At 42.4% G+C, this 17,849-nt stretch carries 18 protein-coding genes, 1 pseudogene, 1 riboswitch and 1 other annotated feature; of the genes and pseudogenes, 10 read left to right on the top strand and 9 right to left on the bottom strand.

Annotated elements, in window-relative coordinates; genetic code table 11:
* Positions 1–26: 26 nt before the first annotated feature.
* On the top strand, positions 27–794 hold the full coding sequence (locus ACN6NB_RS01140) for a GNAT family N-acetyltransferase (protein ID WP_461199014.1): 768 nt from the start codon (positions 27–29) through the stop codon (positions 792–794).
* A 105-nt stretch (positions 795–899) separates the two neighbouring features.
* Here ACN6NB_RS01140 and ACN6NB_RS01135 read toward each other — a convergent pair whose 3' ends face one another.
* Positions 900–2,072 carry an MFS transporter gene (locus ACN6NB_RS01135; RefSeq protein WP_039176133.1) on the bottom strand — a complete coding sequence of 391 codons (1,173 nt, stop codon included), beginning with the start codon at positions 2,070–2,072 and terminating at the stop codon, positions 900–902.
* A 77-nt stretch (positions 2,073–2,149) separates the two neighbouring features.
* Positions 2,150–2,249, bottom strand: a riboswitch (purine riboswitch).
* Positions 2,250–2,398: 149 nt separating this feature from the next.
* Positions 2,399–2,594: a binding site (T-box leader), on the top strand.
* Between the two features lie 43 nt (positions 2,595–2,637).
* Here ACN6NB_RS01135 and proS point away from each other — a divergent pair.
* Entirely contained in the window at positions 2,638–4,071 is a 1,434-nt protein-coding gene (proS, locus tag ACN6NB_RS01130; RefSeq protein WP_254806266.1) for a proline--tRNA ligase, read from the top strand.
* Between the two features lie 142 nt (positions 4,072–4,213).
* A complete protein-coding gene (locus ACN6NB_RS01125) occupies positions 4,214–4,390 on the top strand; it encodes a hypothetical protein (protein WP_164512187.1) in 177 nt (58 codons plus the stop codon).
* A 35-nt stretch (positions 4,391–4,425) separates the two neighbouring features.
* Here the strand turns inward: ACN6NB_RS01125 and ACN6NB_RS01120 are convergent, their stop codons facing one another.
* The 7 genes from ACN6NB_RS01120 to ACN6NB_RS01090 all read right to left on the bottom strand — a co-directional run bounded on the left by ACN6NB_RS01120 (position 4,426) and on the right by ACN6NB_RS01090 (position 8,510).
* Entirely contained in the window at positions 4,426–5,202 is a 777-nt protein-coding gene (locus ACN6NB_RS01120; RefSeq protein ID WP_058837230.1) for a sulfite exporter TauE/SafE family protein, read from the bottom strand.
* A gap of 58 nt (positions 5,203–5,260) precedes the next feature.
* Positions 5,261–5,491, bottom strand: a complete 231-nt coding sequence (locus ACN6NB_RS01115) for a sulfurtransferase TusA family protein (RefSeq protein ID WP_024427452.1) — start codon at positions 5,489–5,491, stop codon at positions 5,261–5,263.
* Between the two features lie 33 nt (positions 5,492–5,524).
* Positions 5,525–6,652, bottom strand: a complete 1,128-nt coding sequence (locus ACN6NB_RS01110) for an MBL fold metallo-hydrolase (RefSeq protein WP_474253188.1) — start codon at positions 6,650–6,652, stop codon at positions 5,525–5,527.
* 15 nt (positions 6,653–6,667) lie between these two features.
* Positions 6,668–7,228: a sulfurtransferase TusA family protein gene (locus tag ACN6NB_RS01105; protein WP_059374506.1), complete on the bottom strand. Its 561-nt coding sequence runs from the start codon at positions 7,226–7,228 to the stop codon at positions 6,668–6,670.
* A gap of 46 nt (positions 7,229–7,274) precedes the next feature.
* Complete coding sequence (locus ACN6NB_RS01100; RefSeq protein WP_047204147.1) at positions 7,275–7,628, bottom strand: rhodanese-like domain-containing protein; 354 nt, start codon at positions 7,626–7,628, stop codon at positions 7,275–7,277.
* Positions 7,629–7,642: 14 nt separating this feature from the next.
* Positions 7,643–8,125 carry a DsrE/DsrF/DrsH-like family protein gene (locus tag ACN6NB_RS01095; RefSeq protein ID WP_041088802.1) on the bottom strand — a complete coding sequence of 161 codons (483 nt, stop codon included), beginning with the start codon at positions 8,123–8,125 and terminating at the stop codon, positions 7,643–7,645.
* 124 nt (positions 8,126–8,249) lie between these two features.
* A complete protein-coding gene (locus ACN6NB_RS01090) occupies positions 8,250–8,510 on the bottom strand; it encodes a metal-sensitive transcriptional regulator (protein WP_003217059.1) in 261 nt (86 codons plus the stop codon).
* 186 nt (positions 8,511–8,696) lie between these two features.
* Between ACN6NB_RS01090 and ACN6NB_RS01085 the strand changes: the two are divergent.
* Together ACN6NB_RS01085 and ACN6NB_RS01080 are read left to right on the top strand one after the other, a co-directional pair.
* Positions 8,697–9,202: pseudogene (locus tag ACN6NB_RS01085) on the top strand (hypothetical protein).
* 40 nt (positions 9,203–9,242) lie between these two features.
* Complete coding sequence (locus tag ACN6NB_RS01080; RefSeq protein ID WP_144491681.1) at positions 9,243–9,851, top strand: transglutaminase-like domain-containing protein; 609 nt, start codon at positions 9,243–9,245, stop codon at positions 9,849–9,851.
* 141 nt (positions 9,852–9,992) lie between these two features.
* Here the strand turns inward: ACN6NB_RS01080 and ACN6NB_RS01075 are convergent, their stop codons facing one another.
* Positions 9,993–10,829, bottom strand: coding sequence for a helix-turn-helix transcriptional regulator (locus ACN6NB_RS01075; protein WP_059374499.1), 837 nt, complete (start codon positions 10,827–10,829; stop codon positions 9,993–9,995).
* Positions 10,830–10,932: 103 nt separating this feature from the next.
* On the opposite strand from ACN6NB_RS01075, the gene fabF reads away from it, so the two are divergent.
* The 5 genes from fabF to ACN6NB_RS01050 all read left to right on the top strand — a co-directional run bounded on the left by fabF (position 10,933) and on the right by ACN6NB_RS01050 (position 17,833).
* Positions 10,933–12,165, top strand: coding sequence for a beta-ketoacyl-ACP synthase II (gene fabF, locus ACN6NB_RS01070; protein WP_144491680.1), 1,233 nt, complete (start codon positions 10,933–10,935; stop codon positions 12,163–12,165).
* Positions 12,166–12,307: 142 nt separating this feature from the next.
* Positions 12,308–14,377 carry a thioredoxin domain-containing protein gene (locus ACN6NB_RS01065; protein ID WP_474253187.1) on the top strand — a complete coding sequence of 690 codons (2,070 nt, stop codon included), beginning with the start codon at positions 12,308–12,310 and terminating at the stop codon, positions 14,375–14,377.
* Positions 14,378–14,529: 152 nt separating this feature from the next.
* The gene (locus tag ACN6NB_RS01060; protein WP_039176104.1) at positions 14,530–15,300 is read left to right on the top strand and encodes a SurA N-terminal domain-containing protein; all 771 of its coding nucleotides are present in this window, start codon (positions 14,530–14,532) and stop codon (positions 15,298–15,300) included.
* Positions 15,301–15,524: 224 nt separating this feature from the next.
* Positions 15,525–16,859 carry a glycerol-3-phosphate transporter gene (glpT, locus tag ACN6NB_RS01055; RefSeq protein ID WP_144495644.1) on the top strand — a complete coding sequence of 445 codons (1,335 nt, stop codon included), beginning with the start codon at positions 15,525–15,527 and terminating at the stop codon, positions 16,857–16,859.
* Between the two features lie 92 nt (positions 16,860–16,951).
* Positions 16,952–17,833 (top strand): glycerophosphodiester phosphodiesterase, encoded by an 882-nt coding sequence (locus ACN6NB_RS01050; protein WP_144495641.1) that lies wholly within the window; start codon positions 16,952–16,954, stop codon positions 17,831–17,833.
* The last annotated feature ends 16 nt before the right edge of the window (positions 17,834–17,849 follow it).

The following is a 17,849-nucleotide window of genomic DNA, read 5'->3' as shown; positions in this document are numbered from 1 at the left end:
TTTATCATAATGAAAAGGTGAGCTAAATGAAACCCGAACAACAAATGGCCATTCGCCAATTAGAAGAAAAGATACACCTGTTTTCTTCTGCTGTGAACGGAACCTTTCTCTCAACTGACGATTTCGTTCTATCCAATACTCATATATCGACTGACACGTTCAATTTGCTCTTACCCACATCAGCTCAAATCCAAGATCCGAAAAAAGTGAAAGCAGCCATTGAACACATGCGGTCACAGAAACTCATCTTCAGCACATGGATCGATCACCATTTACTCCATCCTGATTGGGCTGACTTATTGAAGGAATATGAGCTTCAAGAGGTCGAACGCAATACCATCATGATGCTTGAGCATACAGGTGATATTGATCCAGTCACATCCTCATCACTTACAATCAAGGAAGTACTTGATGAGCAGACACTCTTTGATTACAAACATATCTTTATTGAACTATTCAAAGGGTCGACTGAGGCCGCCGCCTTAGAAGTTTATTTCCAGCGTTTTTCGATTGAAGCATTACACTCAAAAGCCCGCATGTTCGTGGGATATGAACACCATAAGCCGGTCACAACAGGCTTATTATTCGAGACAAACGACAGCTACGGTATTTATGATGTCATAACAAGGGCAGAACACCGCGGAAAAGGACTTGGCAGTGACATGTTTCATTACCTTCTAACCCAGACAGAGAATAAACAAAAGTGTGTCATCTTACAAGCATCAGCGGACGGCAAAAATATTTACCAACGTGCCGGCTTCCAACCAATCAGCGAAATGGCCGTTTTTGAATAGAATGGTATTTTGAATTTGAAATGAACATAAAAAAGCTGCCTATCTTTAGGCAGCCATAGATTGTTGACAAAGGCTAAAATGATCTTGATTTTAGCCCTTTGTCTTCTATTCAGCATGATGCTGACGATCCATATAAAGCGGCGGTCTCTTAAGCGAAATCACCGCACAGCTAAAGGCAATCAGTACAAACACAGCACCGAATTTAGCCAGATCAACAGATGAACCGGTCATCGTAAACATGACTCCGCCAACCGCTGATCCAATCGAAATGCCGATTTGCAAGGCCGATGTATTTAAGCTCTGCTGAATATCCGACGTGACCGGATCTGTTTGAATCAAATAGCTCTGCAAAGCAGGCGTCAATGCCCAGCTGAGCGCACCCCAAAGGACAACCATCACCATAAAGAGCGCGAACACACCCGCTGTATAAGGAATGGTAAACATGACAACCGCAAACGCTATTGTCACAAGCAAAATGGCTTTCCCTGAACCCAGTCTGTCACTCAGCCAGCCGCCAAACCCATTCCCGCCTATAGACGCAAGCCCGAAGACCAAATAACAAATACTAATCCAAAACGGGGTCATATGCAGAACTTCCATCAGAAATGGCGTGAAATAAGAATAAAGCATATAATGTCCTGCAAGCATAAACAAACTAATCAGGTGTGCACTAAAAATTTTCGGATGCCCTAAAGAACGAATCTGCTCTCTAAGAGGCGTGACTTTTTCAACAGGCATTTTTTCCAATAGAAAATAGATCAGCACCATCGATATGGCAGAAAGAATACTGATTCCTAAAAACATCACTCTCCAGCCAAAGCTCTCTGTAATAAAAATACCGATCGGTACACCGAGAACAAGTGAAGAACTAATTCCTATAAAAATCAATCCTAATGCTTTTGCACGATGCGCTGGTTCCACTAATTTGGCAGTGATCGTCAAAGATAACACCACCACAAGCGCTGTGCTCATTGCGATCAATACCCGTGAGATCATCACAAGGGCAAAGGTCGAACTAAAATAAGTGAACACATTTCCTAATGTAAACACCAATAACGCGATTAAATAAAGACGCTTTCGTTCGATTTTGGCTGTTGCAGTCAGCAGCACGGGTGCTGAAATGGCATACACAATCGCAAATACCGTAATGAGCTGCCCCGCTGTTGCCAGAGACACATTCAAATCCTCTGCAAGGCTTGGCAAAATGCCCCCGACCACAAGCTCAACTAATCCAACCGCAAAAGTAGAAACGGCTAATAAATATACTCTCCAGTTCATGTCTAACATCCCTTCTCTATATCATCGCTTTCACTTTTGATACAGGGTGCAGACAAACAAAAAAACCCTGATTACAAAAAAGGAAAGCGCGCTTTTGTAATCAGGATTTATCGGATCCTGGTAGAAACCCTCAAACCATATTATTGAGGTTATACAAGTCTATTTTTTTCTTCAAATATATTAGCATAGCCTTTCATAACTCGCAAGCTGTAAAAATAGAAAAATACTGCCATTCCAATCCTTAAGCAAAAGGAGCCAAAAAGGGAATCAGAACAACTTGCTTTCTCCCCCATTTACAGGTAAACTGATGAAAAATCAACGAACAAGGATCAACGTAGATCTGGAATAGTAGCTTGAATCGATCTTTAACAGAGAGGGAACGGTGCTGAGAAGTTCCTACTGACATCTTCAAGTGAACCTGCCGATTTAGTTCTGTTTCATACAGCGGTTCATACCGTTATCATGATTGAGTGTAAAGCTGTGCTTTAAATTAGGGTGGTACCACCAGGAATGGTCCCTAACTTAAAGTACAGCTTTTTTGATTTTTAAAAAGGAGGAACCTGCAATGTCAAAGAAACAATTTGTTGAGAAAATTACAAGCATGGAAGACGACTTTGCCCAATGGTATACAGATGTTGTCACAAAGGCGCGGCTCGTCGATTATTCAAGCGTGAGAGGCAGTATGATCATTCAGCCGTACGGCTTTAAAATCTGGGAGAATATTCGCGACGAACTTGACCGCCAGATTAAAGAAACGGGTCATGAGAATGTCTATATGCCGCTCTTTATCCCAGAGAGCCTGCTGCAGCAGGAAAAAGATCATATCGAAGGCTTTGCTCCTGAAGTGGCGTGGGTCACACATGGCGGTGAATCCGAATTACAAGAAAGGCTCTGCGTCAGACCAACCTCTGAAGTGCTGTTCGCTGAGCATTATAAAAACATTATTCATTCCTACCGCGATTTACCAAAGCTATATAACCAATGGGCCAATGTCGTCCGCTGGGAAAAGACAACACGTCCCTTCCTTAGAACCCTTGAATTCCTATGGCAGGAAGGACACACGTGCCATGAGACTGAGCAAGAAGCGATTGAAGAAACAGAAAGAATGCTTCACACTTACGCTTCTCTTTGCGAAGATCTCCTTGCCATTCCTGTCATTAAAGGGAGAAAAACAGAGAAGGAAAAATTCGCCGGCGCTCGCTTCACCTATACAGTCGAAAGCTTGATGCATGATGGAAAAGCGCTCCAAACTGCCACTTCTCATTTCTTCGGGAACGGATTTGCAAAGGCGTTTGGCATTGAATTTTTAAACCGTGAAGGAAAACTAGAGCATGTCCAACAGACTTCATGGGGCTTCACAACAAGAATTATCGGCGCTATGATCATGGTGCATGGCGACGACAGAGGGCTTGTCCTCCCGCCAAATATTGCGCCAACCCAAGTGCGTATCGTGCCAATCGCTTCTCATAAAGAAGGTGTCCTCGATCATGCCTATGAATTAAAGGATCGACTCGCCCGCATCGCACGTGCTGACATCGATGCAAGCGATAAACAGCCTGGCTGGAAATTCAACGAGTGTGAAATGCAGGGTATTCCGCTACGTGTAGAAGTAGGACCAAAGGATATCGAAAAAGGACAGGTGATGCTCGCACGACGAGACACTGGTGAAAAGCAAGCCGTCACATTAGATGCCCTTGAACAAACCATCACAGCAATGCTTGAAGACATTCAGCGGACCATGTACGAAAAGGCGAAGGAACGATTACATGAAAAAACATCACAAGCCCTCACAATCGAAGACATTGAGCAAATTCTTGCAGAAGAAAACCGATTGATTAAAGCCATGTGGTGCGGTGACGAAGCCTGTGAAAACGATATTAAAGAAAGAACAGGTGCGACCTCACGCTGTATCCCATTTGAACAGGAAACCATTTCTGACACATGTGTCTGCTGCGGAAAGCCTGCATCTGATATGGTGTTCTGGGCGAAAGCCTATTAAGAATATGAACGATAAAGAAGCATCTCAGGATGCTTCTTTTTTTGTTAAAAAGACCCAAACACCCATTGACCTCACCTGCATGATCCCCTATAATCCATATTAATATAATCGGTTTTTAAGACTTTAACTGGAGTGGTGATATATGAAACGCTGGCCCTCATTCTTTGCCGAACGCTGTCCTAAATGTAGAACAGCATTAGAAGTCTCAAAGTCCAATGCCCTGCAAGGCAAAGTCGTGAAAACATGTCCCAACCTTCATTATCAAAAAGAGTACCACCCCGCACTAGAAACGTATATCGAGCACGATGACGTCAAATAAAAAAGACCAACACGTTTGCTCTGTTGGTCTTTCTTTTATAAAATATCCAGCCAAATTTTGACCGCTGTCGCTGTAATCATTATAGCAAGTGCCCATTGCAAATAGACGGCGTTGATTTTCTGACCGACCTTAGCACCAAGCGGAGCGGCTGCCAAACTTGCGGCCATCAGCACAATCGCAGGAAGAAGCATGACTTGACCCGTCAATACCTTTCCAGTCGATGCGCCTATAGCAGAAAGAAATGTAATCGCAAGTGACGACGCTATCGTCATCCGTACAGGAATTTTTAAAATAGACAGCATGACAGGCACTAAAATAAATGCACCGCCTGCGCCTAATACCCCGGAAACACTGCCAATTACAAAGGCAATACCTGATGCCAGTCCTTTATGAAAAGTGACTTCACCCTCTGCGTCTGCACGCTGTCCTTTTTTCGGAATCAGCATGAGAATAACCGCCACAATGGCAAGTAATCCATAGACGAGGTTCATCCCTTTCTCTGGCATAAAATGTGATACATAACTGCCTAATAAGCTGCCCGCCAATATACTGCTTCCCATATATAAAATCAGCGAGCGATGTAAATATCCGCTTTTCCGATACGCCAGTACACCACCCAGCGTCGAAAAAAGCACTTGAATGGCGCCAATCCCTGAAACCTCGTGTGCTGATAATGCCATCACACCGAGAAGAGGAGGGATATAAAGCAGCATGGGATAGTTGATCACAGATCCGCCGATCCCCACCATTCCTGATAAGAAGGAACCAATACATCCGATGATAAAAAGTGTAATCAAAAACGCAAAATCCACGCTGGTCTCCTCCTTTGCAAAAGGAAAAGGGGATCTTCAGCAGATACCCCTACATCCTTTAGGACCCTTTTCTCATCCAGAACTTCAGCACGTGACCTTCTTCTGTCTGCGTGATCAATTCATGTCCGCTTGACTTCGCCCATGCAGCTAAGTCAGCTTTAGCCCCTTTATCTGTTGCATGTATTTCTAAAACTTGACCTTCCGCCAAGTCGTTCATTTTTTTCTTCGTTCGAATAATCGGCATTGGGCATGCAAGCCCTGTTACGTCTAATAGTTGATCAGATGTCATTTGATCGTTCCTCTTTTCTTATTTTATTGGACATTATCGAATCGCACAACGGTTTGGACCAATTTCCATTACCCGCTGTTCTTCATCGTCTGGAGTCAATTTCCCCATATTGGTATACCGGATGTCTTGATAGGCATTTGGCTGTGCAGGAAGATTCTTCGTGACCATTTGTCTAAATGCATCTTCGTCTTCAATGTTCAGTCCATGATTTTCTTCAAATAAAACGCCAAGTTCCTTCCAAACGCTTCCGTCTTCATTCACTTCTTCCATGACCATGAAATGCGCAGGTAAAACAATTAATTCTTTCGAAAGCGCCATATATCGGTCATAAAGTGTTTCTCTCAAATCACCTACCCAGTCCTCCGCCAGTCCAGCGAGATCAGGTCTTCCGATAGAATCAACGAACAGAATATCACCCGAAATAAGAAATTGATTGTCTACGATAAAAGATGTTGAGCCGATCGTATGTCCCGGGGAATAAAGAGGGTGAATGTCAATGGAAGACGTCCCAATTGTTATCCGCTGTCCTTCTTCAAGATGTTTGTACTCAAAGGTTACCTCTTCTGCATCTTTTGGTGGCAGCCAGTAAGCAGCTCCTGTCTGATCAGCTAGTTTTTTCCCACCAGAAATATGATCCGCATGAAGGTGAGTATCCAGCACATGCGCCACCGAAACATCATGCTTTTTCGCAAAATCGATATAGACCTCCGTCATTCGAGCAGCATCCACAACCGCAGCTTCTCCATTGGACATGATCATATAGGACAGACACCCTTTGCCCATCCGTACAAATTGATACAGCTCTCCACCGCCGCTTAAATCACCAATCTTCACTGGCTCGACATGCTCACTCCATGCCTTCATACCACCTTGTAAATAACTGACCGTTCTGCCCGCCTCTGACAGCATCTCCGCCACCATAATAGAGGAGCCCTCTTTGGCACACACAACTAGCACTTCTCGGTCTGTTGGTACTTTCTCGACCATATCCTCTACGCCATCGAGAAGCTCAAAGTAAGGTACATTGACATAATCAACGGCTTTTCCTTCAATCTTCCAGTCCTGTACATCTGATTCGTTTCGTACATCTAACAAAAAGATGGGCTCTTTGTTGATAATCTTTTTTGTTAACTGTTCTGCTGTCATTTCTTTTACAGACATCGTTTTATTCAGCTCCTATTTTTCAATCTCTCCTGCCCAGCTGTTCATGCCTGGCACTATATTCACTAATTGTTGAAATCCTTTTTCTTTTAACTTTTGCGCGGCTAATTCACTTCTTCTGCCTGAATGACAGATGAGGTAAATAAGCGTATCCTGGCTCAATTCTTCTGCACGGTGTTCGACTTCTCCAAGAGGGATGTGAACAGCTCCTGGAATATGCCCCGCCTCGTATTCATCCAGTTCTCGTACATCTAAAATAAACAAAGATTGATCTTCTTTTACCTTCTGTTGGAACGTATTCAAAGGCATTTCCGAAATCATTGACTCCCCTTCTTTCTCTTGCACTCCACCTTTACGTATCAAATGATGAAGCACCTGTCCTTCTACTTTTGTTCCTAAAAATTCGTGGCCGGCACTCTTTGACCATGCCGCTAGATCCGCTGCTGATCCTTTATCGGTAGCTTGCACCTCAAGCACGTCTCCTGGTAATAGCTCATTCATTTGTTTTTTTGTTTTCACAATCGGCATCGGACATGCCAATCCTTTTGCATCTAAAATGACAGTTGGTTGCTGCACGTGATGTCCTCCTTTATATAGGGGTGGGGGTATATTTTATACATACTTAATGCCAAGCATTCATGCCACCCTTGATATTCGTAATTTGTGTAAATCCTTGCTTCTTCAATATTTTAGCTGCCTGCATACTTCTCATCCCGCTTTGGCATATCACATAGACCTCTTTGTCTTTCGCAAGCTGATTTGCTCGTTCTTTTAGCTGAGGTAATGGGATGTTGCGAAATCCTTTAATATGGTTTGTTTGAAATTCTACAGGAGACCGAACGTCAATCAGTTGTTGATGCTGCCTACGCAATTGAGGTTTCATATCGGCTGCATCCATTTGTTTTACACCCTTTACAGGAAGAAAACGGCTCACCAGCAAACCAATGACAATGATGATCAAAAGTGTTTGAATCATTTGTTAACACCTCACTAGATAAATAAATTCACATTCCCAATTTCAGCCTCTGCTAAATACGCCGCCACACCAGCATATTGAATATCATCTAATAATTCTTTCTCCTGCAATCCTAAAAGGTCCATCGTCATTGTACATGCCACGAGGTTAATCTCCTGTTCCTTCGCCATATCAATAAGCTGCGGCAAAGTCATAGCATTGTGCTTTTTGATCACGTGCTTAATCATCTTTGGGCCCATTCCAGCAAAATTCATCTTTGAAATGCCCATTCGATCAGCCCCGCGCGGCATCATCTTGCCAAACATTTTTTCTAAAAAACCTTTTTTCATTGGCACCATCTCATCCTTGCGCAAGGCATTCAGCCCCCAAAACGTATGAAAAATTGTTACCTCATGATCATAGGCTGCTGCACCATTGGCAATAATGTAAGCCGCCATCGCTTTATCATAATCTCCACTAAATAGCACAATCGTCGTGCGTTTTTTCTGTTCTTCCATTCTGCTCCTCCTTTTTCAATTACCCTTGGGGGTATATATAAAATAAAAAATATATACATATACCGGTAAGGGTATATTATAACAAGTAAAAAAATCCGTCAACCTCCAAAGGCTGATGAATTTCTTACCGGCTTTTCACCAATAGCTCAACCGCTTCTTTCACAAGACCCTCCGTATCCTTGCCTTGTTCAAGACTTTCACGGACACATTGTTCAAGATTTGTACTCACAATCACACCCATTGCACGATCAATGGCATTGCGTGATGCAGACAGCTGCGTCACCACCTCGCGGCAATCCTTTCCCTGCTCCATCATCGCAAGAACCCCTTTAATCTGCCCCTCAATCCGGCGAAGACGATTCTTCATCTGCTGATTATATTCCATTCGCAAGTACCCCTTTCTATTGAATTCCTATGAACAGATAGTATACCCTAAGAGGTATTTAGTCAAACGACTTGTCCTTCTCTTTTGTAGAGAACGTATGTGAAAATAATTGCACATTCCACCATTTATTGATAAAAAGAAAATAATCAACGAACGAGAAATCATTGAAAGAAAAGAGGGAAACTTATGACTTTACAGCATTATATTGGATCAAACAAAGAACTGCCGCTTGGGACCATTGGTCAAAATCCTACCTATAAACCACTCTCTGAACTCAATATCAAATTGTTTGATCAAAAACAAAAAAAGCACAAAACCTATCAAAAAGAAGATCCTTTGATAGAAGTATTCGAAACAGAAGAGGATTTCGAAGGCATTCACATTGATAATTTAGATCCTTTCTATGAAACGGTAAGAAACAAATTCACGCATCCTTTTGTTTATGAATTAGACATCATTCATTCTCTTCGTGCACTTTTTAAATTCATTGAAAAAGAGCTTTCAAAAGGAGAAACATCGAAATCTATTCTTGTCTAAATGAACTCGAAACGAAAGAAAAGGATGATCGATTGGATGTAGAAATTGACCTAAGCAAAAAACGGTTTGGAAAACATATCTATTTTAAAGACATCAATGAACTGATTGATATGTTTGAGTTAGAAAACTTACAATATGTGTTGGTGAAGAAATAGACCTCCTGCGGTAAAAGTATAGAGAAAAGGAGACACTATCATGAACTTGACATGTGAATCTAAAAATTTTGATGATTATTTATGTGAACTAGCTGAAGTTGATTATTCTCATCCTCTTATTCGAGCAAAATCAAATGAACTTTTCAACCCTTTGCAGACAGAAATAGAAAAAGCAAAAGCAGCCTCTGAGTTTGTTCGAGATGAAATTCCCCATACATGGGATATCCAATCCAAACGAGTGACTTGTCATGCATCTGAGGTATTAACTTATAAAGAGGGAATTTGCTATGCAAAGTCCAACCTATTAGCTGCTCTATTGCGCTCACAAGGAATACCCACAGGTTTCTGTTACCAGCGGTTAATGTTGTTCGATACGCCAGATAAAGGATATTGTATTCACGCATTAAATGCTGTATTTTTTCATTCACTTAATAAATGGATTCGATTAGACTCTCGCGGCAACAAAACAGGAATTGATGCTCAATTCTCACTTGATCATGAAAGATTAGCTTTTCATACTCAACAAGAATTAGATGAAGTCGACTATCCTTTGATATATGTTAAACCACATCCAAAAACAATGAGCGTTTTAAAAGAACATACAGATGCGCTTGAGATGTATAAACATCATTTACCAGAAACGATATAGGCTTAGGGGGACAAATAACTTCGACAAAGCCAAACGTGAAAATAAACCAGTGCTTATCAGCATCGGTTATGCCCACTTGTCGCTGACGGCATAGGATCTATTTTATATTTAATGGCCATAATAACTTCATCCAAATGAAACCTAGCCTTCAATTAAACGTTTCAACTTAAGCTCCGTATCAGTATCCTCAACTGGAGTATAGACACTGCATCTTAAATCAGTATCCCCATACACTTGTAATGAAGTGAGGTTAAACAACATTTTACCTGCCTTAGCATGACGAAATTCAATTAATACTTCAGGCGCATAGCTGATCTCATTTTCATTCCAAATTTTACGAAACTCAGGATATGCCTGCTCCATTTCTTCTATAAATTGCTCATACCAGTCATCAGCTACATACTGTCCATAATACGTTCTAAATATGGCAATATATCCTCTAACAAAATGCTCCCAATTCACGGCTAGACTTTTAAATTCCTTTCTTGCGAATAGTAAGCGTATGATATTCCTTTCTGACGGGATGATTTGTTCAAAGTCCAAAAATACATTAGCTGCTGCTTGATTCCACCCAACAATTTGACTTCTTCTATCAGATATAATCGTTGGGCAATAACGAAGCTCCTGCAACATTTTCACTAAAGCCGGACTGATTTCCTTCTCATTCTCAATGATAAAGGATTGTTTCACTCCTTCCTCTAACGCTAAAGCGTACAAATATCTCCTTTCATCGTTATTTAATTGTAATGCTCGAGAAATCGCATCTAATACCGAAGTAGATACTTTTATATCTCTGCCTTGCTCTAACCATGTATACCAAGTAAGACTCACACCGGCTAGTTGAGCCACTTCTTCTCTTCTTAGTCCTGGTGTTCTTCTGCGGGTTCCTACAGGTAAACCAACCATTTGAGGAGTGATTTTCGAACGTTGATTCTTTAGAAATTCTGATAAAGCTTGAAGTCTAGTTTCAGGTTTCATGAAGATCTCCCTTTAAAATATTATTAATTATACTAGGATAAACAACAACTTGTAATAGGATAACACAATGGCTAAAGTTAATAAAAACAAGGAGGGAATGATCATGAAAAGAGTTGTCATTACTGGAATGGGAGTTATTTCTCCACTGGGAAATGCTGTGAATAGCTTTTGGAATCAACTAATAAAAGGACAATCGGGAATATCTCTCATTGATTCTTTTGATACAACTGATTATAAAACAAAAATAGCTGGAATCGTTCGTGATTTCGATGCAGATAAAATATTGGGAAGAAAAGAAGCAAAACGATTAGATCGTTTTAGTCAGTTTGCCTTAGCAGCAGCCGAACAAGCATTAGAAAATTCACAATTACAGTTAGATCAAGTTGATCTTGAACGTTTAGGCGTATATGTTGGTTCAGGAATCGGGGGAATCCAATCGCTTGTTGATCAAGTGAATGTATTAGATAAACGAGGCCCCTCAAGAGTAAGCCCCAGCCTTGTCCCCATGATGATTTCAAATGCGGCCGCGGCCCAAATCAGCATAAGATTAGGGGCACAAGGGCCATCATTGTCACCAGTCACAGCTTGTTCTATTGGGAACACCTCTATTGGTGAAGCTTTCAATGCGATCCGAAATGATGATGCAGATATTATATTTGCCGGTGGAGCAGAAGCTGCCATCTCACAAATATCTTTGGCCAGTTTTGGAAACGCACATGCACTATCTACTAGAAACCAAGAGCCAAGCCTAGCCAGCCGTCCATTCGATACAGATAGAGATGGTTTTGTGATGAGTGAAGGCGCAGGTATCTTAGTATTAGAATCATTAGAAAACGCGATTCTTAGAGATGCACCGATATTATGTGAAGTAGTGGGATACGGAGCTAGTTCAGATGCTCATCATATGGTAGCATCACACCCAGAAGGTAAGGGTGCCTACTTAGCCATGAAAAAAGCATTGAGAAGTGCAAACATATCAACAGATGAAATTGATGTTATTAGTGCTCATGCAACAAGTACACAAGTAGGTGATCGTTCAGAAGTTCTAGCGATTAAAAAATTATTTGGTGATCGTTCAGGTGAAATTCCAACAACGGCAAACAAGTCAATGACTGGGCACATGTTTGGTGCTGCCGGCGGAGTAGAAGCCATTGCTTTAGTGGAAAGTTTGAGACGAGGAATGATTCCGCCAACTATTAATGTAGAGAATCAAGATCCAGACTGCAACTTAGATGTTGTATTAGAAGCGAGAGAGCTTTCATTGAAATATGGGCTATCCAATTCTTTTGGTTTTGGAGGACATAATTCAGCCATCTTGTTAAAGCATTACGATTGATGTAGCTATCAAGGGTTTATAGCCCTTGATTTTTTTCATTTTGGGAATACCTCACAGACAAATGATGACGGGCAACAGCAATCTGATATATTAAATAGAGAAAAGAGAATACTAAAAAACATTTAGAAAGGAAGGTGATCCCATGCCAAACAACCAAACACCCAACCCGCTCATCCATGAAAAATCACCGTATCTCCTTCAGCACGCTCACAACCCAGTACACTGGTACCCGTGGGGGCAAGAAGCGTTCGATAAAGCCAAACGTGAAAATAAACCTGTGCTTGTCAGCATTGGCTACGCCACTTGCCATTGGTGCCACGTCATGGCACACGAAAGCTTTGAAGATCAACAAGTCGCTGACATCTTAAATGAGCATTTTATTTCAATCAAAGTCGATCGTGAGGAGCGTCCAGACATCGACTCTATGTATATGTCTGTTTGTCAGATGATGACGGGGCAAGGCGGCTGGCCGCTCAACGTGTTTGTCACGCCGGATCAAAAGCCTTTTTATGCGGGGACGTATTTTCCAAAAAGAAGTGCGTACGGGCGTCCTGGCTTCATCGAGGCACTCACACAATTGCTGGATGCGTACCATAACGACCGAGATCATATTGAATCATTGGCAGAGAAAGCGACAAATAATCTGCGGATTAAAGCAGCAGGGCAGACAGAAAATACGCTGTCTCAAGAGGCAGTTCACAAAGCCTATTACCAGCTCATGAGCAGTTTTGATACGCTGTATGGCGGATTCGGATTCGGCTCCGCTCCGAAATTTCCTGCACCTCATATGCTCTCATTTCTGATGCGCTATTACGAATGGACAGGGCAGGAGAACGCATTATATGCGGTCACGAAAACGTTAGATGGGATGGCAAATGGCGGTATATACGACCATGTTGGGTCGGGCTTTTCTCGTTATTCGACGGATGAAAAATGGCTGGTGCCTCATTTTGAAAAGATGCTGTATGATAACGCCTTGCTGCTGGAAGCTTACACAGAAGCGTATCAGCTCACCTCAAAACCTGAGTATGAAAAGCTTGTCCGACGTCTGATTCAATTTATTAAACAAGATATGATGAATCCAGGCGGCTCCTTTCATTCAGCGATAGACGCAGATTCCGAAGGGAAAGAAGGACAATATTACGTCTGGTCAAAGGATGAGATCATCACCCATTTAGGAGAGGAACTTGGCGCTTTATTTTGCGAAGTCTATCACATCACAGAAGAGGGGAATTTTGAAGGGGAAAACATCCCTCATACCATTTCCACCTCTTTTGAGGACATCAAAACCTCTTTTTCAATTGATGACCATACACTTCATTCCAAGCTGCAAGAAGCCCGACACATTTTACAATCAGTCAGACAGCAGCGACCTGCGCCGCTTGTAGATGACAAAGTGCTCACATCTTGGAATGCGCTGATGATCGCAGCCCTCGCCAAAGCAGGAAGGGTCTTTGATGCAGAGGAAGCGATTCTTATGGCGCAGCAGGCGATGTCTTTTCTAGAAACACATCTTGTTCAACATGAGCGGCTTATGGTCCGCTATAGAGAAGGTGACGTGAAGCATCTCGGCTTTATCGAGGATTATGCGCATATGCTAAAAGCGTATATGTCTTTATATGAAGCGACCTTTGAATTAGATTGGCTGGAAAAAGCCACAGCCATTGCGGAGAACATGTTTGAGCTGTTTTGGGACAAGGAAAAAGGGGGCTTTTTCTTCTCAGGATCAGACGCGGAAGCGCTCCTTGTTCGAGAAAAAGAAGTGTACGACGGTGCCATGCCTTCTGGTAATAGCACCGCACTCCACCAGCTTCTGAAACTAAGCAGAATGACTGGACGTCAAGACTGGCTGAAAACATTAGAACAGATGTTCAAAGCCTTTTATGTGGATGTCTCTTCCTACCCAAGCGGACACACAGCGTTTCTGCAAGGGCTTCTAAGTCAATATGCGGCAAAAAGAGAAATCATCATTCTTGGGAAAAACGGAGATCCGGAAAAAGAACGGCTTTTACAGACGCTTCGGAAACGATTTATGCCATTTGATATCATTTTGACCGCCGAAACAGGAAATGACTTAGCCAAGCTCGCACCATTTGCAAAAGATTACAAAACAATCGACGGCAGCACCACCGTGTATATTTGTGAAAACTACAGCTGCCGCCAGCCAATCACCAATATCGACGAATTGATGGAACAGTTATTCCACGATTAAGTTTGTCATATGATGACTATGAGAAGACAAAATGAGGACAAACAGATAAAAAACATGTCAATCCGCTAACAAATCGTCTGTACGGTTTTATTTTTCCTAAAAAACGGTTAGAATGCGCACTAGACGTTCTCATACCGAAGGGAGAGAAAATGATGAAAAAGGTATCATACACACTCATCGCTTGTTTGTTATCTGTTGGACTTGCAGCCTGCTCGTCAAACGATGCCAAACAAGATAAGCAAAACGATGCAGCCAAAAACAAGGAAACAACACAGGCTGATCAAAAAGAACAGCAAAAGCAAATGGAAGAAATGCAAAAGAAATTAGACGCACAAAAAATCGATGATCAAAAGGTCGTTGCGACCGTCAACAAAGACAAAATCACAGGCAGTGAATACAATAGCGCCTTATCTACTATCCAAGGCCAGCTTCAGCAGTCCGGGCAAGACCCAACTTCTAAAGAAGGCGAGAAAGCAGTCAAGAAACAAACCATTGATGCGCTCGTAGGCCAAGAGCTCATCCTGCAAGATGCTGAGAAGAAGGGCTTCAAAGCCTCTGACAAAGAAGTAGATAAGCAGCTAAAGGAAGAAAAGAAACAGTTTAAAGACAACGCTCAATTCGAAGAAGCACTGAAAAAGAGCGGACTTACATTGGATCAGCTGAAAAGCGACATTGCCGACAGCATCAAGTACAGCCAATATGTCGACAAAGAAATCAAATCAGCCTCCGTCTCTGAGAAAGACGTCAAAGCGTACTATGACCAATACGCAGACCAAATGAAAAAACAAAAGCAAAAAGCACCAGAATACAAAGAGGTTAAATCACAAATTAAAAAACAGCTAGAATCTCAAGAAAAGCAGAAAGAAGTACAAAAAGAAATTGAAAAGCTAAAGAAATCTGCGAAAATTAATGTGTCTCTGTAACATCTAAGAAAAAATCCGCCATTGTGCGGATTTTTTTGTTACTTCACGAACCATTTTTCCAAATTTATGACAAAAGCCTCATCATAAACGTCTCTTTCATCCGATATGATGGGAGTACAAAAGAAAGCGCTAACAATTCTTTTGTCTCTGAAAAGGTACAGGATCAAAAGCCATTCTCGTACTTTTGCTTCAGTCAATCGGACATCTACAAAAGGAGGATCTTTATGTTCAAATGGTTTAAACCTGCTCCGCATATCGACAGGCTTGATGATGCCAAAACAGACGAGACCTATAAGCGGCTGCGGCTGCAAGTCTTTCTAGGCATCTTTATCGGGTATGCGGGCTACTATTTGCTGCGCAAAAATTTCGCTTTTGCCATTCCATATCTACAGGAAGAGGGGTTCACGAAAAGTGAATTAGGCTTTGTACTCGCAGCCGTATCCATTGCTTATGGCTTTAGTAAATTCATCATGGGGATGATCTCAGACCGCTGTAACCCCAGATACTTTTTAGCTGCCGGACTCTTTTTATCAGCTCTTATCAATATCCTATTTGTCTCATTTCCGTGGGTCACATCCAGTGTATGGATCATGTTTTTGTTCATGTTCTTAAATGGCTGGTTTCAAGGCATGGGGTGGCCGCCATGCGGACGTACGATGGCGCACTGGTTTTCGGTTAGTGAACGTGGTACGAAAATGTCCATTTGGAACGTCGCTCACAATATCGGCGGGGGGATTCTTGCACCGCTTATCACATTAGGAATTGTACTGTTTGCGACGTGGAAAAGTATCTTTTTCTTCCCTGCCATCATTGCCATTATCGTCTCCTTCGTGATCATTCTTCTCGTACGGGATACCCCGCAATCCACTGGTCTTCCGCCAATCGAGGAATATCGAAATGACTATCCGGCACAAAAATATGAGGATCAAGAAAAAGAATTAACAGTGAAAGAGATTTTATTTAAATATGTACTCAACAATAAATTCCTATGGTATATCGCCATTGCCAACGTGTTTGTGTACTTCGTCCGTTACGGTGTTGTTGACTGGGCGCCGACCTACTTAACAGAAGCGAAGGGCTTTTCACCAGAGCATTCACGCTGGTCTTATTTTCTTTATGAATATGCAGGCATCCCCGGTACATTATTGTGCGGATGGATTAGTGACCGCTTCTTTAGAAGCCGCCGCGCACCAGCTGGCGTCATCTTTATGGTCGGGGTGTTAATTGCCGTTCTCGTTTACTGGCTAAATCCTGCTGGCAATCCAATGGTCGATAACATTGCACTCATCAGCATCGGCTTTTTGATTTACGGACCTGTTATGCTCATTGGACTTCAAGCCATTGATCTCGCTCCGAAAAAAGCAGCTGGCACTGCTGCCGGACTGACAGGCTTCTTCGGCTACATTGGCGGCTCTGCATTTGCCAATGCCATGATGGGTGTCGTCGTTGATCACTATGACTGGACAGGAGGCTTCATTTTACTGGTTGGTTCTTGTGTGCTTTCGATTGTTTTCCTTGCGATGACATGGAATACAGGAAAACGCGTAGAGCAAGCTTAATGAAAATCACATAAAAGATTCATATCCGCCCAACATGCTCTTTACATCTATTTCTTATGATGAAGGCAGTTACCGTAAAAGGAGGTTAAAATATGAAGAAAAGTAGATTACTTGCTTTCGTGTTGCTCTCTTTTGCTTTACTGTCTTTTGCGTGGGTGCCGGCCACCATATCGGCTCATGAACATCTTTTATCTCCAGATCGTATCCTAACCGTTGCACACCGCGGAGCATCAGGGTATGCACCAGAGCATACCCTGGCTTCCTACAAGCTGGCCACAAAGATGAATGCTGATTACCTCGAACTCGATCTTCAAATGACAAAGGATGGACATCTCATCGTGATGCACGACGAAACCGTTGACCGGACCACAAACGGAACAGGGTGGGTCAAAGACCTCACACTTGCCGAAATCAAACGGCTTGATGCGGGCACATGGTTTAACGAAGCCAATCCCGACAGACAAAATGCCCACTATATCGGACAGAGAGTCCTTACATTAGATGAGGTGTTGCGCTATTTCGGAAAACGAGAGAATTATTATATTGAAACAAAAAAACCAGACCTTTATCCGCAAATGGAAGAAAAACTATTGGCCGCCTTAAAGAAACATCATCTTCTTGGGAAACACACAAGAAAAGGGCAGGTTATCATACAATCCTTTAGTCAAGACAGCCTGCTAAAGCTGCAGAAATTAGCTCCACGCCTTCCAAAAGTACAGCTATTAGACAGAGCCCAAATGACATCCATCACAGACGATCAGCTCGACTTTATTAAAACGTACGCCGTGGGAGTCGGACCGAATTTTAGAGCTTTAACACCTGAAAACGTCCAGCAGGTCAGAAGCCACGGACTGCTCCTTCATCCATATACGGTCAACAGCGAAGCAGACATGACACGTCTTCTGCAATACGGCGTCACCGGTCTTTTCACCAACTATCCAGATGTCTTTCAGCGTGTCAAAGCTTCTCTGTAAACGACAAAAGCCTCGC

Source organism: Bacillus sp. 11B20, assembly GCF_056098985.1.
The sequence above is the reverse complement of the archived record's forward strand: the minus strand, read 5'-3'. Positions and strand labels throughout refer to the sequence as shown.